Annotated in this window: 19 protein-coding genes; 7 read left to right on the plus strand and 12 right to left on the minus strand. The window is 59.6% G+C overall.

Features of this window, described 5'->3' with window-relative positions; genetic code table 11:
• Positions 1-127 precede the first annotated feature (127 nt).
• Complete coding sequence (locus KGB28_RS16130; RefSeq protein ID WP_007943632.1) at positions 128-697, minus strand: elongation factor P; 570 nt, start codon at positions 695-697, stop codon at positions 128-130.
• A gap of 48 nt (positions 698-745) precedes the next feature.
• On the minus strand, positions 746-1,888 hold the full coding sequence (gene earP, locus KGB28_RS16135) for an elongation factor P maturation arginine rhamnosyltransferase EarP (protein WP_150756016.1): 1,143 nt from the start codon (positions 1,886-1,888) through the stop codon (positions 746-748).
• A 124-nt stretch (positions 1,889-2,012) separates the two neighbouring features.
• Here earP and KGB28_RS16140 point away from each other — a divergent pair, with 124 nt between their 5' ends.
• Together KGB28_RS16140 and KGB28_RS16145 are read left to right on the plus strand one after the other, a co-directional pair.
• Entirely contained in the window at positions 2,013-2,423 is a 411-nt protein-coding gene (locus tag KGB28_RS16140; protein ID WP_150756017.1) for a hypothetical protein, read from the plus strand.
• Positions 2,424-2,425: 2 nt separating this feature from the next.
• Positions 2,426-2,908 carry a GreA/GreB family elongation factor gene (locus tag KGB28_RS16145; RefSeq protein ID WP_150756018.1) on the plus strand — a complete coding sequence of 161 codons (483 nt, stop codon included), beginning with the start codon at positions 2,426-2,428 and terminating at the stop codon, positions 2,906-2,908.
• Between the two features lie 16 nt (positions 2,909-2,924).
• Here KGB28_RS16145 and cysB read toward each other — a convergent pair whose 3' ends face one another.
• The 5 genes from cysB to KGB28_RS16170 form a co-directional block, all read right to left on the minus strand.
• The gene (gene cysB / locus KGB28_RS16150) at positions 2,925-3,899 is read right to left on the minus strand and encodes an HTH-type transcriptional regulator CysB (protein WP_007998136.1); all 975 of its coding nucleotides are present in this window, start codon (positions 3,897-3,899) and stop codon (positions 2,925-2,927) included.
• A 113-nt stretch (positions 3,900-4,012) separates the two neighbouring features.
• Positions 4,013-4,516 carry a universal stress protein gene (locus tag KGB28_RS16155; protein WP_056727114.1) on the minus strand — a complete coding sequence of 168 codons (504 nt, stop codon included), beginning with the start codon at positions 4,514-4,516 and terminating at the stop codon, positions 4,013-4,015.
• Between the two features lie 95 nt (positions 4,517-4,611).
• The gene (locus KGB28_RS16160) at positions 4,612-5,517 is read right to left on the minus strand and encodes a 5'-nucleotidase (RefSeq protein ID WP_110659447.1); all 906 of its coding nucleotides are present in this window, start codon (positions 5,515-5,517) and stop codon (positions 4,612-4,614) included.
• Positions 5,518-5,542: 25 nt separating this feature from the next.
• Complete coding sequence (locus KGB28_RS16165) at positions 5,543-6,496, minus strand: putative 2-dehydropantoate 2-reductase (protein ID WP_150756019.1); 954 nt, start codon at positions 6,494-6,496, stop codon at positions 5,543-5,545.
• Complete coding sequence (locus KGB28_RS16170) at positions 6,493-6,879, minus strand: thioredoxin family protein (protein WP_150756020.1); 387 nt, start codon at positions 6,877-6,879, stop codon at positions 6,493-6,495. The genes KGB28_RS16165 and KGB28_RS16170 overlap by 4 nt, the downstream gene beginning before the upstream one ends.
• Between KGB28_RS16170 and KGB28_RS16175 the strand changes: the two genes are divergently transcribed.
• On the plus strand, positions 6,878-7,321 hold the full coding sequence (locus KGB28_RS16175; RefSeq protein ID WP_095944956.1) for a PilZ domain-containing protein: 444 nt from the start codon (positions 6,878-6,880) through the stop codon (positions 7,319-7,321). The genes KGB28_RS16170 and KGB28_RS16175 overlap by 2 nt on opposite strands.
• A gap of 187 nt (positions 7,322-7,508) precedes the next feature.
• The gene (locus tag KGB28_RS16180; RefSeq protein WP_007973561.1) at positions 7,509-8,585 is read left to right on the plus strand and encodes a 3-deoxy-7-phosphoheptulonate synthase; all 1,077 of its coding nucleotides are present in this window, start codon (positions 7,509-7,511) and stop codon (positions 8,583-8,585) included.
• Between the two features lie 85 nt (positions 8,586-8,670).
• Here the strand turns inward: KGB28_RS16180 and KGB28_RS16185 are convergent, their stop codons facing one another.
• Positions 8,671-8,958 carry a GNAT family N-acetyltransferase gene (locus KGB28_RS16185; RefSeq protein ID WP_007973562.1) on the minus strand — a complete coding sequence of 96 codons (288 nt, stop codon included), beginning with the start codon at positions 8,956-8,958 and terminating at the stop codon, positions 8,671-8,673.
• 638 nt (positions 8,959-9,596) lie between these two features.
• Between KGB28_RS16185 and oprI the strand changes: the two genes are divergently transcribed.
• On the plus strand, positions 9,597-9,848 hold the full coding sequence (gene oprI, locus KGB28_RS16190; RefSeq protein WP_003199355.1) for an outer membrane lipoprotei OprI: 252 nt from the start codon (positions 9,597-9,599) through the stop codon (positions 9,846-9,848).
• Positions 9,849-9,971: 123 nt separating this feature from the next.
• Here oprI and KGB28_RS16195 read toward each other — a convergent pair whose 3' ends face one another.
• The 4 genes from KGB28_RS16195 to KGB28_RS16210 form a co-directional block, all read right to left on the minus strand.
• Positions 9,972-10,946 (minus strand): L,D-transpeptidase family protein, encoded by a 975-nt coding sequence (locus KGB28_RS16195; protein ID WP_150756021.1) that lies wholly within the window; start codon positions 10,944-10,946, stop codon positions 9,972-9,974.
• A gap of 978 nt (positions 10,947-11,924) precedes the next feature.
• On the minus strand, positions 11,925-13,103 hold the full coding sequence (locus tag KGB28_RS16200; RefSeq protein WP_150752989.1) for an integrase core domain-containing protein: 1,179 nt from the start codon (positions 13,101-13,103) through the stop codon (positions 11,925-11,927).
• A gap of 228 nt (positions 13,104-13,331) precedes the next feature.
• Positions 13,332-13,625 (minus strand): hypothetical protein, encoded by a 294-nt coding sequence (locus KGB28_RS16205; RefSeq protein WP_007991769.1) that lies wholly within the window; start codon positions 13,623-13,625, stop codon positions 13,332-13,334.
• Between the two features lie 56 nt (positions 13,626-13,681).
• On the minus strand, positions 13,682-14,287 hold the full coding sequence (locus tag KGB28_RS16210; protein WP_008049055.1) for an arylesterase: 606 nt from the start codon (positions 14,285-14,287) through the stop codon (positions 13,682-13,684).
• A 10-nt stretch (positions 14,288-14,297) separates the two neighbouring features.
• On the opposite strand from KGB28_RS16210, the gene KGB28_RS16215 reads away from it, so the two are divergent.
• Together KGB28_RS16215 and KGB28_RS16220 are read left to right on the plus strand one after the other, a co-directional pair.
• On the plus strand, positions 14,298-14,981 hold the full coding sequence (locus KGB28_RS16215; RefSeq protein ID WP_046043370.1) for an ABC transporter ATP-binding protein: 684 nt from the start codon (positions 14,298-14,300) through the stop codon (positions 14,979-14,981).
• Positions 14,981-17,485, plus strand: coding sequence for an ABC transporter permease (locus KGB28_RS16220; RefSeq protein ID WP_150753907.1), 2,505 nt, complete (start codon positions 14,981-14,983; stop codon positions 17,483-17,485). Before KGB28_RS16215 ends, KGB28_RS16220 begins: the two co-directional genes overlap by 1 nt.
• Positions 17,486-17,518 lie beyond the last annotated feature (33 nt).

The following is a 17,518-nucleotide window of genomic DNA, read 5'->3' on the forward strand; positions in this document are numbered from 1 at the left end:
CACATCGTCATTGCCTGACACGCCGCCTTCGCGAGCAAGCCCGCTCCCACAGGGGCTCAGCGTAGATTCCGACAGGCACAAAAAAGCCCGACTCAATGGTCGGGCTTTTTCATTCCTGAAGCTGTGCTTATTTGGCACGGCCTTTGTAGGAACCGCCTTCGCGGGTATCGATCTCGATCATGTCGCCGATTTCGATGAAGTCAGCAACCGACAGCTCGGTACCGTTCTTCAGTTTGGCAGGCTTCATTACCTTGCCGGAAGTGTCGCCGCGAGCGGAACCTTCGGTGTAGTCAACCTGACGCACGATGGTGGTCGGCAGCTCTACGGAAACCAGACGCTCTTCGAAGAAGATCGCTTCGCAAACATCGGTCATGCCTTCTTCAACGAAAGGCAGAACGGCTTCGATGTCTTCAGCGTTCAGCTCGTACATGGTGTAGTCGGTGGTGTCCATGAACGTGTAGGTGTCGCCGCTGATGAAGGACAGGGTCGCTTCTTTGCGGTCGAGGATTACGTCGTCCAGTTTGTCGTCGGCGCTGTAAACGATCTCGGTCTTGTAACCGGTCAGCAGGTTCTTCAGCTTGGTCTTCATGATCGCGCTGTTACGACCGGACTTGGTGAATTCAGCTTTCTGAACCAGCCAAGGATCGTTTTCGAGACGAATCACGGTCCCGGGTTTCAGTTCTTTACCAGTTTTCATTGCGAATATCCGAATTTGGATGGGATTTACAAAAATCTAGGCCGCGTATCATATCCAATTTCCATAAAACTGTACCAGCGCCGTGGCAAGATCGGCTTGCAAGGCCTGTTCCTGACACCACGCCTCGGCGTGTTTTTCCAGCTCTGGCCAGTGTTTACGGGTGAATTGCCAGTGGTCGGCTATTTTTTCACCGGCGTTCCACGCCCGCCAGAGACCGCTGATCGCCTCCCGCGCAGGCTCTGAAAGCCCTTTTACATAAAGTTCGAGGAAGGCTTCGAGCTTGTCCAGATGGATGTCTTCTTCCTGCTGGTAAATGTGCCAGAGAAATGGCCGGCCGGCCCATTGGGCGCGCACGAAGGAGTCTTCGCCGCGCACGGCATTGAAATCGCAGCACCACAGCAACCGGTCGTATTGGTCCTGGCGGACGAATGGCAACACTTGCACGGTCAAGGCGTCACGTACATGCACGGCACCGGCCGCCAAACCCTGCACACCAAGCCAACGCTCGACGTCGCCGAGAATCCGCCCTTCAGGCACCAGCAGATGAGTGGTCGTCGAATCGACTGCCATCACATCGAGCCAACTGGCCAAACCGGTGTTTTCGTAGGCAAACAATGAGATCAGCTGCGCGCCGGGCGCAGGATCAATCCCCAAACCTTGCAGGAATTCTCGTTTAGCCTGCGGGTTTTGCTGAAATTGCCGACGCCGTTCCAGCAACCCGCGCTCACGCAGCAATCCGCCTGTGCCCTTCTGGAACCCCGGAAAGAAAAAGAACTTCTGTACGCTTTTGTACTTCACCGAGGGCAAGCCGTGACAACCGATCACCCAGTCCTCGGCGCTCAGATAGTCGAGGTTCATCCACAGTGGCGGCTTTTCCCGTTCGACCATGGCGTCCATATAGGCGCTCGGCAATTGGCAGGCAAAGGCAGCAATCACCACATCGGCGGCTTCGGTCGGCTGCCACTCGGCGGGCCATTGGCGCACTTCGACGTCGTGCTGCCACTGCTGCACAGCGTGGATGTCGATTTCCGGGCACAGGCGCTCGAATGCTCGCAGGTCATCGACCCATAGGCGCACTGCCAGCCCATGTTCGGCCACCAGTTGCCGGGCCAGTCGCCAGGTCACGCCGATGTCTCCGAAGTTGTCGACCACGGTGCAAAAAATATCCCAGCGGGTTTTCATTTCAGGCATTCCAGGCTCCCGTTGGCAAAGGCGCCGATTGTCCGCATAAATTACCCCGTGCAGAAGAGCCGACGGCGATTATTCTTCATGCGACAATCGCCACTCGCCAGTGACCTTTCGCCAAGAGGCAATCATGCCCCACCGCCCCACTCCACGCCGATCCTTCCCGATCAGCCTTAACGCCCTGCAACTGACCGGCAGCATCGCCTTGGGCATGTGGTTGGGATTCATTGCCATCGTGCTGACCTGCTGGCTCGCTTCGCGCCTTCTGTTCAGCGAACAATTGGCACCTGTGGCGGCAGCTGTGGAACAACTGGCCAAACCACCGGTGGTGACTCAACCGATGCCGAACATTCCGCCACAGAGCCCGCTGTTCGAGCAATATGAAGAAAACCTGCGCAAGAACGAGCAGCAGCAACGGCTCGATCACGCGCGCAGCAGCAGTCGCAACCTGGCCAACCCGAACTGTCAGTTCTGGCTGCAACAGGACCGGACTGCACCCAGCGAAAAAAGCCGCGCCAACATCCTGCAATTCTGCGATTGATCATGAATAAGCATACCGTTCACCAACTGATTCTCGACAAGCTGCGGATCGATCTCGACATCGCCGAACGGGCCGCGCAAACCGCCTACGAAACGGCGACCCACGAAGAAAACATCGCCGAGAACAAGTACGACACCCTGGGGCTGGAAGCGTCCTATCTCGCGGCCGGGCAAGCCAGGCGGGTCGAAGAGATTCGCCATTCACTGAGCCTCTGCCAGAACCTGGCCCTGCGCCCGTATGACGATCAGCGGGGCATCGAAGTGGGCGCGCTGCTCGGGCTCGAGGACGAAAAGGGGCGCGAACAATGGCTGTTTCTGGCCCCCGATGCCGCCGGATTGAAGGTCGATCTGGTGGGGCAACTGATCACCGTCATCACCCCGCGCTCACCGCTGGGCAAAAGCCTGCTGGGCAAGTTCGAGGGCGATGAGGTGGAAATTCTGGTGGCAGGCGCTCGGCAACAGTTCGCTGTCACCGAGGTGGTTTGACCGGCAGGAAACGCTATCAGTGAACGGGCAGTTCGACGCCGTCGAACAGCTCTTCCAGTTCCTGTTTGTTGTGGCATTGAATGGCTTTGGCCATGACTTCGCGGGTCAGGTGCGGCGCGAACTTCTCGATGAAGTCGCACATGAAGCCCCGCAGGAAGGTGCCGCGACGGAAGCCGATCTTGGTCACGCTGGACTCGAACAGTTCGCTGGCGTCGAGCACCACCAGGTCGCTGTCGAGTTTGCTGTCAACGGCCATTTTCGCCACGATGCCCACCCCCAGACCCAGGCGAACATAGGTCTTGATCACGTCGGCGTCGGCAGCGGTGAACACCACTTTCGGCGTCAGGCCGCGATGGCTGAAGGCTTCGTCGAGTTTCGAACGGCCGGTAAAACCGAACACGTACGTCACGATCGGGTATTCAGCCAGTGCTTCAAGGGTCAGTTTCGACAGCTTGGTCAGCGGGTGGCCCTGAGGCACGACCACGCATCGGTTCCAACGGTAGCACGGCATCATCACCAGATCGCCGAACAGCTCGAGCGCTTCGGTGGCGATGGCGAAATCCACGGTGCCGTCAGCGGCCATTTCGGCGATTTGCATGGGCGATCCCTGATGCATGTGCAGGGCAACGTCCGGGTATTGCTTGATGAAATTGCTGATCACCGGCGGCAACGCATAACGCGCCTGGGTGTGAGTGGTGGCAATCGACAGGGTGCCTTTCTTCTCGTTGGAGAATTCCTGGGCGATCTGCTTGATGCTTTCAACCTTGCGCAGAATTTCGCCAGCGGTGGTGATGATGCGCTCGCCGGCCGGGGTAACGCGGGTCAGGTGCTTGCCGCTGCGGGCAAAAACCTCGACGCCCAGTTCGTCTTCCAGCAGACGGATCTGCTTGCTGATGCCGGGTTGAGAGGTGTAAAGGCTTTGGGCTGTAGCGGAAACGTTGAGGTCGTGGTGCGCCACTTCCCAGATGTAGCGCAATTGTTGAAGCTTCATATGAATCCCTCAAAGCAGGTAGACGCCACGGGCATCAGCGACGGTATATAACTATATTAATGGTTCGAAGAATAAATCTAGAACTTTTTTATCAGATTGCCATTATTCGTGTCCTAGCGGTCCCCTTGACGACGACGTTGCACCAGCGGCACCAGATAGACCGGCACCTTGGACAGTTGCAACACGCGGGCGGCGGTTCGCCCCAAAGGCGTTTCCGCACCGGCACCATGGCTATGACTACCTACGATCAACAAATCCACGGAGAGTTTCTGCGCCTGGTCCAGAATCACCTGCGATGGGTCGCCTTGCAGCACCCGCACCGCCTGAATCCGCTCCAGGTCGTGCTCGCCTTCATCCCCCAACTCTTCACGAAAACTGTCGAGCACCCGCTGCTCGATACTGGCAATCACCGTATTCAGGCCCTGGCTGTGAAACTCGTTCAGCGCCTGTTCATCGAGATAACTTTGCAGCACCGATTCGGCAAACAAACCCATGGGTTCAACCGCATGCACGACATACAAACTGGCATTGAAGGTCCTGGCCAGTTCCAGGGCATGCTGCATCACCACGGGCGCGTACAGGCCAAGGTCGGTGGCATACAGCATCGAACGAATCATATGACCTCCTCGACTGCCAACATGGCGGAGATTTGATTCAGCTTAGCAGTGCCTTGGCGACTACGACGTCCGGCGCAACGCATTGAACGGCGGGCTTAAACCTTTTGCTCGTTGCTTATGCCATGGGGCACATGACCGGTGGCGACGACTTCACGGGCCAACTCGCAGTGGCCGGCCTGATCGTCGAAAAACACGTCGGCCGCGAAGGCTTCGAGAAAGGCCGATTTGGTCAGGCCGCCGAGGAACAGCGACTCGTCGAGACGGATGTCCCATTCGCGCAACGTGCGAATGACCCGCTCATGGGCCGGCGCCGATCGCGCCGTGACCAGCGCGGTACGGATCGGGCAGGCGTCCTCCGGGAACTCACGCTGCAACAGGTTGAGGGCCGCGAGAAACCCTTTGAACGGCCCACCGCGCAATGGCTCGCGGGCGGCCTCACGTTCGCTGGCCTGGAACGCTTCCAGACCACCGGCCTGATAAATGCGCTCCGACTCATCGGAAAACAGTACCGCGTCTCCGTCGAAGGCAATGCGCAACTCGTCGCTGGCCGCACGGCTGGCACCACCCGACAGAATGGTCGCGGCCGCGAACCCGGCGTCCAGTGCATTGCGTACGTCTTCGGCGTGGGTCGAGAGAAACAGGTCGCAGCCAAAGGCCTTGAGGTAGGGATACGGACTGCGCCCGCCGACAAAGGCCGCACGGGAAATTGCCAATCCGTAATGGTCAATCGAGTTGAACACCCGTAGCCCGGTGTCGGCGCTGTTGCGCGACACCAGAATCACCTCGACCCGGGCGCGGCCGAGGCTGTTGTTGAGATTCAGGAGTTTCTGCACCAACGGGAAGGCATCGCCGGGCTCGAGGATTTCGTCTTCATGTTCGATCTGATACTGCCGGTAGGCTTCGACGCCACTCGACAGGTAGACCTTGTGGCTTTCGCTCAGGTCGAACAACGCCCGCGAAGAAATCGCCAGCACCAGCTTGTCGTCAATTGCCTTTGGCATGCCCTTCCCCCTCAGGTCGGTCGACTCAGGTGTTGCGTCGATCAATGAAACTCAAACTGCGATACAAGGCCTCGATGCGTGGCATCTCACACCCGGCTGCCTTCGCCGCCGCCAAAGGCCGGGCGTAGATCGCGGCCAGTTCCAGCGGTCGCTTGTGCAAGTAATCGTGGTACATGCTCGGCCAGTAGTCGGGCATTTTCTCGGTCACCATGAACAAGTGCTCGGCATACCCTGCCGGTACATCGTGCCCGCAGGCGATTGCCCCTTGCACCACTTCAGCCATCAGCGCCTTGATCAGCTCGCGACTGTCGGCATCGGCCATCAACGGTGTGGTGCTCGCCCCCAGCAAAACCGAGAGACCGTTGTAAGGGATATTCCAGACCAGTTTTTGCCAACGCGCCTGATGTAAATTCGCCATGGCCTGGGAATCGAGGCCGGCGCTGCGAAACAGCCCGACGCCCTCCTCGACAATTGCGCTGCGTGCCGGCCCATCGGCGGGACCGCTGTGATAACCCACATGCACCGCGCCCAGCGCCTGATGGGTGATGACACCCGGCGCCTCGCGATGGACGCAGATGTAGCAGAGCCCTCCGAGCACATGCAGCGAATCGGGGAGCAGCTCGCGCAGGCTGTCTTCGACGTCCAGGCCATTTTGCAACAGCAGTACCTTGGCGTTCGGTGCCGCCGCCTGCAGGATGGCGGGTGCCAGGTCGGCGTTGCTGGTAGTTTTCGCGCCCACCAGCAGCCAGTCGCAGGGCGGCATGTCTTCAGCTTTCGAGTAAGCCTGCACCGGGTTCAGTTTCAGCGCACCGTGGGGTGCGCTATCGACTTGCAACCCGTGCTCGGCCACAGCGGAAAACTCGCTGCGCAGCAGAAAATGCACATCAAAACCGGCACGCGCCAGCATCACCCCGTAGAAACCGCCGATTGCGCCGGTCCCGATAATGCCGATCGTCGGCCTGGCAACTGTTCCCATCATGGCAACTCCTCTGCTGTTCGACTCAGCGCCTGGCGCACGGCCCGATTGAGCTCGGTGTCGGTCAGGCGCGAGTTCAGTGCTCCAAAGAATTCGCCGTCGCGAACGACAAACAGCGCCGGCAAGTGAAAGACCTGATAACGCTCGACCACCCCGCCGTTGTTGCCGGCATCGATCCAGCACAGTCGATCGACTGCCAGGTCGAGTGTCGGCAATTGCTCGCGGGCAAAACGGCAACTGGCGCAGCCGACACTGGTGAAAATGACCAGCGATACACCGCTCATCGCCAGCAGCCGTTGGTCGACGTCAAAATCGGTCAGTTCCAATTCGACCACTATACTGGAGGGAACAATGTCAGATGGCCGACACATGGAGTCTGTGTTCATGGGACGATTCATTCCTCACCCTGACGATGTGCCTGTCGAATTGACGTTGCTGAAACCTGAGTGTATTTCGCGACGACAGCTGCACACTATCAGTCTCGGCGGCATGGCTTGCAATTATCACCGCGCGTGGCGCCACGGCACGGCGCTGGAGGTACGCATGCCGACCGTGAACCCGGACATGCGCTACCTGGGCTATGTCGCCTGGTGCCTGCGACGCAAGCGCGGTTACCTGGTGGGCATCGCCTTCGTCGACGAACAAACGCTGTTCAGCGCCCGAATGGGCGAGCAGGTGTGCCAGATCGAACGCTACTGCCGCCTGCATGACGCCCACGAAGACCTGCAGGATATCCAGGCCCTGGCCCTCGAATGGGTCCAGGAGCATGCCGACGAGTTCTCTCACGATTCGGTGCGCAAGGCTTTTGCGCAACCGGTGCTGGAATAGAGGCGTTCTTGATCGGTTTGCCCCTCATGGCAGGGAAACTGACTGCGAAACCCCACCAAACCGGCGTCTACCCATTGTCGAGCCACGGTGTAACGCGCTAAGGTTCGGCTCCCCGACGCGCTTAATTTGCTGTGCTCCGCCGCGCGGGTTCGCTGGCGGCCGGCACCCGTGACCTGACGAGTAAACGATGGCTGATTTACCGATCAACGACCTAAACGTCGCCTCCAACGAGACACTGATCACTCCCGATCAGCTCAAGCGCGATATTCCCCTGAGCGACGCCGCACTGCGCACCGTCACCAAGGGCCGCGAAGTCATTCGCAACATTCTGGATGGCACCGACCATCGCCTGTTCGTCGTCATCGGGCCTTGCTCGATCCACGACATCAAGGCCGCCCACGAATATGCCGAGCGCCTGAAGGTTCTCGCTGCCGAAGTGTCCGATACCCTGTATCTGGTCATGCGCGTGTATTTCGAGAAGCCACGTACCACCGTCGGCTGGAAAGGCTTGATCAACGACCCGTATCTGGACGACTCGTTCAAGATCCAGGACGGCTTGCACATCGGTCGCCAGTTGCTGCTGGACCTGGCCGAAAAAGGCCTGCCGACCGCCACCGAAGCCCTCGACCCGATCTCCCCGCAGTATTTGCAGGACCTGATCAGCTGGTCGGCCATCGGCGCGCGCACCACCGAATCCCAGACTCACCGTGAAATGGCCTCCGGCCTGTCCTCGGCCGTCGGCTTCAAGAACGGCACCGATGGCGGCCTGACCGTGGCGATCAACGCCTTGCAGTCGGTTTCCAGCCCGCACCGCTTCCTGGGCATCAACCAGGAAGGTGGCGTGTCGATCGTGACCACCAAGGGCAATGCCTACGGTCACGTGGTGCTGCGCGGCGGCAACGGCAAGCCGAACTACGATTCGGTCAGCGTTGCGCTCTGCGAGCAGGCGCTGAACAAGGCGAAAATCAAGCCGAACATCATGGTCGATTGCAGCCACGCCAACTCCAACAAGGATCCGGCCCTGCAACCGCTGGTGATGGAGAACGTCGCCAACCAGATCCTCGAAGGCAACAAGTCGATCATCGGCCTGATGGTAGAAAGCCACCTGAACTGGGGCGCCCAGGCGATCCCGAAAGACCTCGCCGACCTGCAGTACGGCGTGTCGATCACCGACGCCTGCATCGACTGGACCGCGACCGAAAACACCTTGCGTAGCATGCATGCCAAGCTCAAGGATGTGCTGCCTAAACGCGATCGCAGCTGATCGCCCGGTTGGCGGTACAAAAAAGCGCACAAAAAAAACGCCGGGCTTAACCCGGCGTTTTTTTATGCGTTCGTTTTGTTGAAGGTCACTGACTCAGCTTGGCCGCGTGCCGCTGGTGACGCTCCATGTAGCGCTCGACGTAGGAGCACGATGGAATGACGGTGTAGCCCATTTCGTCAGCGTACTCCAGCGCCTTCTCGGTCAAGGCTGCCGCAATACCGCGACCACGCAATGCGTTGGGCACGAAGGTGCGATAGATATCCAGGGTCTGTTTCCCCAGATCCATATAGGTCAGATAGGCACGATGACCGTCCACATTGGTCTCGAACTGATGACCAGCCTGGTCATGGTGGATGGACAACGCCTCGCTCATCACTACTCCTCGCGGGTCTGGAATTCCGACCCCTACCTTACCGATGTTTTTCCGGCGAAGGAACATCTACGCCACCCCGTGCCTGTATGGACACCGAGAAGAGCTGCACCGATCTCGCGCTACCGAGCACGTACAAATAGTAGGCACCATTGGCAGAAATGCTCAAGGTGCGCTCGTCATCGTGCGGGTTGGCGGGTGCTGCTCCGGATCACGCAGGATTGGCTCGGCCGAAGATCACTCGGGGTCGATAGCCTGTACATTGCCGGATGTTGAGACTTAAGACGAGCGCCCGTTGTTAAAGTCACCTGAACATCGAGAAAGATATTGAGAGGCGCCACACAAAAGCCGAACAAAAGTGTAGACGAATCCATGTAGGCGGACTTTAGCCAGACTGAAAAACAGCGCCGTGCCACAGGAACTTTTTCTCATCGGCTCGCTCAGCCACGGGCCTTGCAGCTGGATATTTTTTAAACAATTCAGTTAAAAGTTGCTCGAAAAAGAATCAACGCCTACAATTTTTTTTGCTTCTTGCGTCACGTCAGTTTTACTTACTACAAGTAATGGGTAGTATGTACGCCGGCTATTTCCTCAATCGGAGGAGATAGCTACTTAATAGAAAGTCCTTGAAGGGGAACACGATGAACAACGTTCTGAAATTCTCTGCTCTGGCTCTGGCCGCAGTTCTGGCTACCGGTTGCAGCAGCGCATCGAAAGAAACCGAAGCACGTCTGACCGCTACTGAAGACGCAGCTGCTCGCTCCCAGGCTCGTGCAGACGAAGCTTACCGTAAAGCTGATGAAGCTCTGGCTGCTGCTCAAAAAGCACAACAGACTGCTGACGAAGCTAACGAGCGTGCTCTGCGCATGCTGGACAAAGCTAGCCGCAAGTAATAATCCTTCGGGATTGTTATCAAGCCGACCCATTTTTTGGGTCGGCTTTTTTATTGCCCGGCGTTTCTCCAGACAATAAAAAACCCGTCGACGCGGTCCGCGCCGACGGGCTCTTTGCCAGCGTTACTGCAGCGGGTCGATCGGCGTGCTCGACACCATCGGTACGACGCCGTTGCCCGGCACAGCGATTTCTACCGGCAGGCCGTCTTCAGCGGCGACCACATCACGCACCACATCCCAGTTCATGCGCAGGTTGTTGGTGATGTCTTCACGCTTGAGCATCGCATTGATGACTGCGGTGTGCTTGTCGACCACCGACGGATTGCCCTTGTCGTCCAGCGGCGTATGCGCCTCCAGATAGACCTTGCCGCCACTCAAACCAAACTTGTACGGGTCGTTGATGATCCGCACGGACGTACCGACCGGCACCATGCCCGCCATTTCCAGCACGTTGTTGTTGAACATGCGGAAGCAACCGTGACTGGTGCGCATGCCGATACCGAACTTCTTGTTCGAACCGTGGATCAGGTAGCCCGGTGTGCCCAGGGTGAACTTGAACGGCCCCAGCGGGTTGTCAGGGCCGGCCGGCACGACGTTGGGCAGCGGATCACCGTCGGCTGCGTGCTCGGCCTTGATCGAAGCTGGAGGCGTCCAGGTCGGATTAGGTGTCTTGGCGGTAATGTTGGTGTGGGCAATCGGCGAGCCCCAGCCTTCACGACCGATACCCAGCGGGAACGTGTACACCACGTTCTTGCCTTTCGGGTAGTAGTAGAGGCGGTACTCGGCCAGGTTGATCACGATGCCTTCACGCGGGCCTGGCGGCAGGATGAAGCGGGTCGGCAGAATGATTTCCGTGCCGGCGCCTGGCAACCAGGCATCGACTCCCGGGTTGGCCGCGAGCATTTCCGTGTAGCCCAGATCGTAGGCGGTACCAAGGTCGGCGAAGGTGTCTTCGTACTTGGCCTTGATCACCTGCACCTGGCCGATGATGTCCTCACCGGGCGGTGGCAGGGGAAACTCCAATGCTGCGACTGGACCGGCCATAAAGAGGGCGGCAAGAGTCAGGCAGCGGGTGACGGCAGGAAAGCGCGGCAACATCCGGAAAATCCTTCGCATGATCAACAGAGATATAAGAGCGCGATTGTACACCGCCATCCGTTATTTCGGGGAGATGGCCCGATTGCAGGCAGTGCAAGGCGATTTTGCGATTTTCCTCGATCCCGTGTGAGGGCGAGCTTGCTTGTGATGGCTGTGTGGCAGGCGGCGTGGATTTTTAAGGGTGTACATATCTGTTTCTGCGGTAACGGCCTCTTATGGTTCCGCTCTTACAGCGGGTCACTTTCGAAGAGCGCGAAAGTAACCAAAGCGCTTTGCCCCTGACGTTCGGTGCCTCGCTTAGGCTCGGCATGCCCTCGCTCCGGTCCTGCTCCGTGGGCCCGCTGCGCAGAACCTCCACTCGGCCTCACGAGGGGGCGTGTACCGCAAAAGCAAAAGCGAGGCGGCCTACCGGCCGGCCTTTTCGCGGGTTTCGTTCGCCTGTGAGGCAACTGGTCGGCCGGTAGGCCGCCATCGCGAGCAGGCTCGCTCCTACAGTTGGGCTGGGTACATTCGAAAGAAATTGGTCGGCTGTCAGGCCGCCTTCGCGAGCAAGTCGGATCGCCGCACCGCCGCTCCCACAATTTGATCGGTGGACATCAGCAAGACATTGGTCGACTGGCAGGCCGCCATCGCGAGCAGGCTCGCTCCCACAGAAGAGCAAAGGCAGAGCCGCGTACCCCCACGCTCTTCACCACTCATCAGGCCGAGCGTTAGCTCGCCTGCAGCTTTTGATCTTGATCCACCCGCCCCCTCGGAAGGCTGAGTGGAGGCGTTCATCCGGGGGTAGGCGCGCAGCGCCGTTCGGCGCAGCCGAACACATCGAGAGGAGGTCGAGCGAAGCCGACCGGAGGCGATGCCCCCGGATGAATGCCGGAGCGAAGGAACCCCGAGCCTTAGCGAGGGGCCGTACGTTCGGGGCGAGTGAAGGGATCAACCACATAGGTAACAGAAAAGTTCAGGCACATAGGTAACACCTGATCACTTATTTCTGATCACTTTGAGCGTCAGATAAGCATCTTTGGCATCCCTTTCATCGACCCGACCTAGTACCACCGGTCCAAAAATGATGTCCCAAACGCCTTCGCTGATGCTCTCTAATCCAACCGTTTCATGCTTGAGCACGTAGCCGACATAGATTCTAAGCCTACCTTTGTTCACCACGCCGTTGGAGTCCGCCCGGTAAACCTCAACATGGCTTGGATATCTCATTTCCGGAAGCTTTTCCGGATAGATACGCGATGAGCCGGTATACCGAGACGCCGGAGTTTTCTGCCCTAGAGCCTCATGAAGACGCTCATAATTGTAGTGCTGCATGAACAGATCGAAATGCTTCTGCTGGGCCCCCCATTCAATCTCCGGCGGCCTTGGCAACGTACTTTTAAGCGTACGGTGCATGCGCTCATGCCGTCCGTTTTGCTCGGGTCGACCAGGTTGAATCCTTTCGTGAATGATGCCCAGGCGCGCCCACCAGATAGACAGCCGTGACAAACCTGCACGCCCGCCGCTGGCAAAAGGAACGCCATTATCTGTACGAATACGCTCAGGCATCCCGTAAGTTCTGAACAGCCGCTCAAAGGTCACCTTAGCCGCGTCGAAGGTAGTGCTTGGCATGCTTTCACACGCCAGTAGAAAGCGACTGGCGTGATCCATCACCGTCAGGGGGTAACACCAGACACCGTCTCCCGTCAGGTATTGGCCTTTGTAATCGGCGCTCCAGAGCTGGTTGGGGAGATCGGCTTTCTGAAGGGGTTTGGGGTAGATGGCGACACGCTGACGTAACCGCCGTGGCGCCACCAGACCCGCCTTTTTCAGCACGTTGTAAATGGTGGTTTTCGAGGGCGGGGGCTGGTCTGGAAACCGCTCACTCAGGGCTGTCTGAATCTTCTTCGGGCCCGGTGTGGTTTGCCCTTGGCCGCGCAGCTCAACAATGGCCTCCTTGACCGCAAACGGCACGGCCTGAGCCTGGGAGTGGCGCTTGCGGCTGCACTCGGCCAAGCCATTGATGCTGTCCGCGTTGTAGCGGGCCACCCACTTGTAACCAGTCTTGCGACTGATGCTGTGAGCCGCACAGAGTTGGCTGAAATTGAGCCGACCAGACAGATAGTCGGCAATGAACATCACTTTCAGGTCCATAGGTTTCAGCTCTCGCCACGGCATGGTCAGATCCTCGGAATCGACCAGTGCCAGTTAAAAACTGTTACCTATGTGCTTGAACTGTTTTGTTACCTATGTGGGTGAGTCATACCCGAGCGTTTTTTTGCTTACTTTTTTTAGGCGCTTGTAAAAAAAGTGAGTCGCCGTAAGGGCGAAACCATAAGCCGCCGTTACCCGAACAACGGATATGTACACAATCAATAAATAACAGGGCTAGCACGCAACTACGGATCAAAGCTCGAACCGCAACTCCGGCCAGATCGGCGACGTCCCCCGCTTCTGCGACTCAAGAATGGCCCGGCACAACGAACACAGCCGCTGGTCCTGAAACACCCGGCGATCAACACTCGACCAGCGAGGCGAAGCCGGCAACAGACTGCCACACAAGGTCCGGTCCGCCGAACCGCCCAACTCCAGCTGACGGGTCACCAGATGCACCCGCACTTCCTGGCAGGCGAACAGATCCAGCTGCTCGTCAGGCTCGATCAGTTGATAGGCAAATAGTGACCAGGCGGGACGCGGCATCGGGGGCTCCAAATCGGGGGCGCCACCTTAGCCGAAAGCCTGCGTCTAGAAAAGTGTCATAACAGCGGTTTTAGAGTAGGCCAGACATTTTCCAGCAACTTGTCCTGGGCCCCGGCCGCCGGGTGTATGCCGTCGGCCTGCATCAAGTCCGGATGACCGCCCACGCCGTCGAGGAAAAACGGCACCAGCGGGATCTTTTTCTCGTCGGCCAGGTTGCTGTAGACCTCGGCGAAGGCCTTGGTGTAACGCGCACCGTAATTGGGTGGCAATTGCATGCCGAGCAGCAACACCTTGGCGCCGCTGGCCCGGGAGCTGTCGATCATCGACGCAAGATTTTGTTGCAATTGAGTTGGCAGCATCCCGCGCAGGCCGTCATTGCCGCCCAACTCGAGGATCACCAGTTCCGGTTTATGCTCTGCAAGCAGCGCGGGCAGGCGGGCCTGGCCTCCGGCACTGGTGTCGCCACTGATGGACGCATTGATCACTTTGTCGTCGAAACCTTCGCGCCTGAGCCGTTGCTCAAGCAGCGACACCCACCCCAGCCGGGTATCCAGCCCGAAACCGGCGCTGATACTATCGCCAACGATCAGGACTGTACCCGCCGCTGCGTTTTGGGCCATGCACATCAAGGCCAGGCCAGCACTCAAAAACCAGACACGCATCGGACTCTCCATGGGCGCAAGCATTCTCATCGCGAAGGACCTTAGCAAAGTGGTTCCCAGCGCGGAAGGTGAACTGACCATCCTGCACCAACTCAGCCTGGAACTGAACAAGGGCGATAGCCTGGCCATCGTCGGCGCTTCCGGTTCCGGCAAGTCCACCCTGCTGGGCCTGCTCGCCGGCCTCGACTTGCCAAGCAGTGGTGAAGTCACTCTCGCCGGGCAGGGCCTGAGCAACCTCGATGAAGACCAGCGTGCGCGCATCCGCGCCGAGCACGTGGGTTTTGTCTTTCAATCGTTTCAGCTGCTCGATAGCCTCAATGCCCTGGAAAACGTCATGCTGCCGCTGGAGCTCGATGGCCGCAAAGACGCCCGCGAACGCGCCACCCAATTGCTGCAACGGGTGGGACTGGGGCAACGCCTGACGCACTCGCCGCGCCAGCTCTCCGGAGGCGAGCAACAACGCGTGGCGATTGCCCGCGCGTTTGCCGCCGAGCCCGATGTGCTGTTCGCCGACGAACCGACCGGCAACCTCGACAGCCACACCGGCGAGCGCATCAGCGACTTGCTGTTCGAGCTCAACCAGGAGCGCGGCACGACCCTGGTGCTGGTGACTCACGATGAACGCCTGGCCCATCGCTGCCGGCGCCTGATCCGTCTTGAAGCCGGCCTGCTGGTCGCCCCTCTGGAGCCTTGATGGCACGTCTGCCGCTATTGCGCCTGTTCAGTCTCGCCATCCGCCAATTGCTGCGCGATGCCCGCGCCGGTGAATTGCGCGTGTTGTTTTTCGCCTTGCTGGTGGCCGTGGCCGCCAGCACCGCCATCGGTTATTTTGGCGCGCGCCTGAACGGCGCAATGATGCTGCGCGCCACCGAATTCCTCGGTGCCGACCTGCTGCTCGAAGGCAGTTCACCGGCGCGCCCCGAACAGATAAGAAGCGGCACCGAACTGGGTCTGGAACACGCTCAAGTGGTGGAGTTCTCCAGCGTCATCGCCACCGACAACAGCATCCAGCTGTCCAGCATCAAGGCGGCCGATGACACCTACCCGCTACGCGGCGAATTGAAAAGCGCGCCCGCCCCCTTCGCCACGGAAACAGTCGGTGGCGGACCGCAACCCGGTGAAGCCTGGGTCGAGGCACGCCTGCTGACCGCCCTGGACCTGAAGATCGGCGACAGCATCGATGTCGGCATGAAAACCCTGAAACTGGCGCGGGTACTGACTTACGAACCCGACCGCGCCGGCAATTTCTACAGCCTGACACCCCGAGTGCTGATCAACCTCGACGACCTTGCGGCCACCGGCGTGGTGCAGCCCGGCAGCCGGGTCAGTTATCGCGAATTATGGCGAGGCAATGCTCAGGCACTCGAGACGTATCGGCAACTGATCAAACCGGGGCTCGCCGCCAACCAGCGCTTGCAGGACGCCCGCGACGGCAACCGACAGATCGGTGGCGCCCTGGGCAAGGCCGAACGCTACCTGAACATGGCCAGCCTGGTGGCGGTGTTGCTGTCCGGTGTGGCGGTGGCGCTGTCGGCAACCCGCTTCGCCACCCGCCGGTTCGACGCCAGTGCCTTGCTGCGCTGCCTCGGGCTGTCGCGCCGGGAAACCATGGTGTTGTTCAGCCTGCAACTGACCGTGCTCGGGCTGCTGGCCAGTATCAGCGGCGCCCTCCTTGGCTGGCTCGCTCAATTGGGCTTGTTTGCCCTGCTGCATGACTTGTTGCCGACCGACGTGCCTCCGGGCGGGCTATTTCCAGCCATTGCCGGGATCGGCACCGGACTGGTGGCGCTGGCCGGTTTCGCCTTGCCGCCACTGGCGGCTCTGGGCCGGGTTCCGCCATTGCGCGTGCTGCGCCGGGACATGCTGCCGATCCCTTCCAGTACCTGGATGGTCTACGGCGCAGCGCTGGGCGCCCTCGCCCTGATCATGTGGCGCCTGAGCCTGGACCTGGTGCTGACCTTTGCCCTGCTCGGCGGCGGCGTGATTGCAGCGCTGGTGCTGGGCGGCTTGTTGTTACTGCTGTTGAAGAGTCTGCGGCGCATGCTTGCGCGTGCGTCCTTGCCCTGGCGCCTGGGACTGGGCCAACTGCTGCGTCATCCGCTCGCTGCCGCAGGCCAGTCCCTGGCGTTCGGCCTGATTCTGCTGTCGATGGCGCTGATTGCGCTGCTGCGCGGCGAGTTGCTGGACACCTGGCAGAACCAGCTGCCGAAAAACGCTCCAAACTACTTCGCGCTGAACATCCTGCCAGCGGACAAGCAGGCCTTCACCGATCACCTGATTGCCGTGTCGGCGCAATCGGCTCCGCTGTACCCGGTGGTGCCGGGGCGCTTGATCAGCATCAACGGCGAACCGGTGCAGCAAATCGTCACCAAGGAGTCGGCCGGCGACCGGGCGATCCAGCGCGACCTGAGCCTGACCTGGGCCGCAGACCTGCCGTCGGGCAACAAACTCACGGCCGGCAATTGGTGGAACCAACAGACGCCGGACGATGTTCCTGGCGTATCGGTAGAAGGCAAGGTCGCCGAAAGCCTGAAAATCAAGCTCGACGACCATCTGGTTTTCAGTGTTGGCGGGGTCAATCGCGAAGCGAAAGTCACCAGCCTGCGGGAGATCAACTGGGACAACTTCCAGCCGAACTTCTTCATGATCTTCCAGCCCGGCACCCTCAAGGATCTGCCGGCGACCTACCTGACCAGTTTCTATCTGGCACAGGGTCACGACCAGCAGATTGTCGACCTGTCCCGCGCCTTCCCGGCGGTAACCATCCTGCAGGTCGAAGCCTTACTGGAGCAACTGCGCAGCATCCTCGCCCAGGTGACCCTGGCCGTGGAGTACGTGTTGTTGTTCGTGTTGGCGGCGGGCATGGCGGTACTCTTCTCCGGCTTGCAAGCGACGCTGGATGAACGCATTCGACAGGGCGCGTTGCTGCGGGCGCTGGGGGCCGAGCGGCAATTGCTGGTCAAGGCGCGACGTATCGAGTTCGGCTTGCTGGGCGCAGTCAGTGGCTTGCTGGCGGCGCTGGGTTCGGAAGTGGTGAGTTGGGTGCTCTACCGCTACGCCTTTGATCTGCCGTGGCATCCGCATCCATGGCTGTTGGTGCTGCCACTGGTGGGCGCCGTGCTCATTGGCGGTGCCGGAGTGTTCGGCACCCGTCGGGCATTGAACGCCAGCCCGCTGACAGTCCTGCGCGAGGGTTGATAGACTCCAGCCATCCTCACCACAAGAAGCTGT

Origin of the sequence: Pseudomonas sp. BF-R-19 (assembly GCF_019956445.1) — a bacterium.
In the GTDB taxonomy this organism is placed as follows: Bacteria; Pseudomonadota; Gammaproteobacteria; order Pseudomonadales; family Pseudomonadaceae; genus Aquipseudomonas; species Aquipseudomonas fluorescens_BH.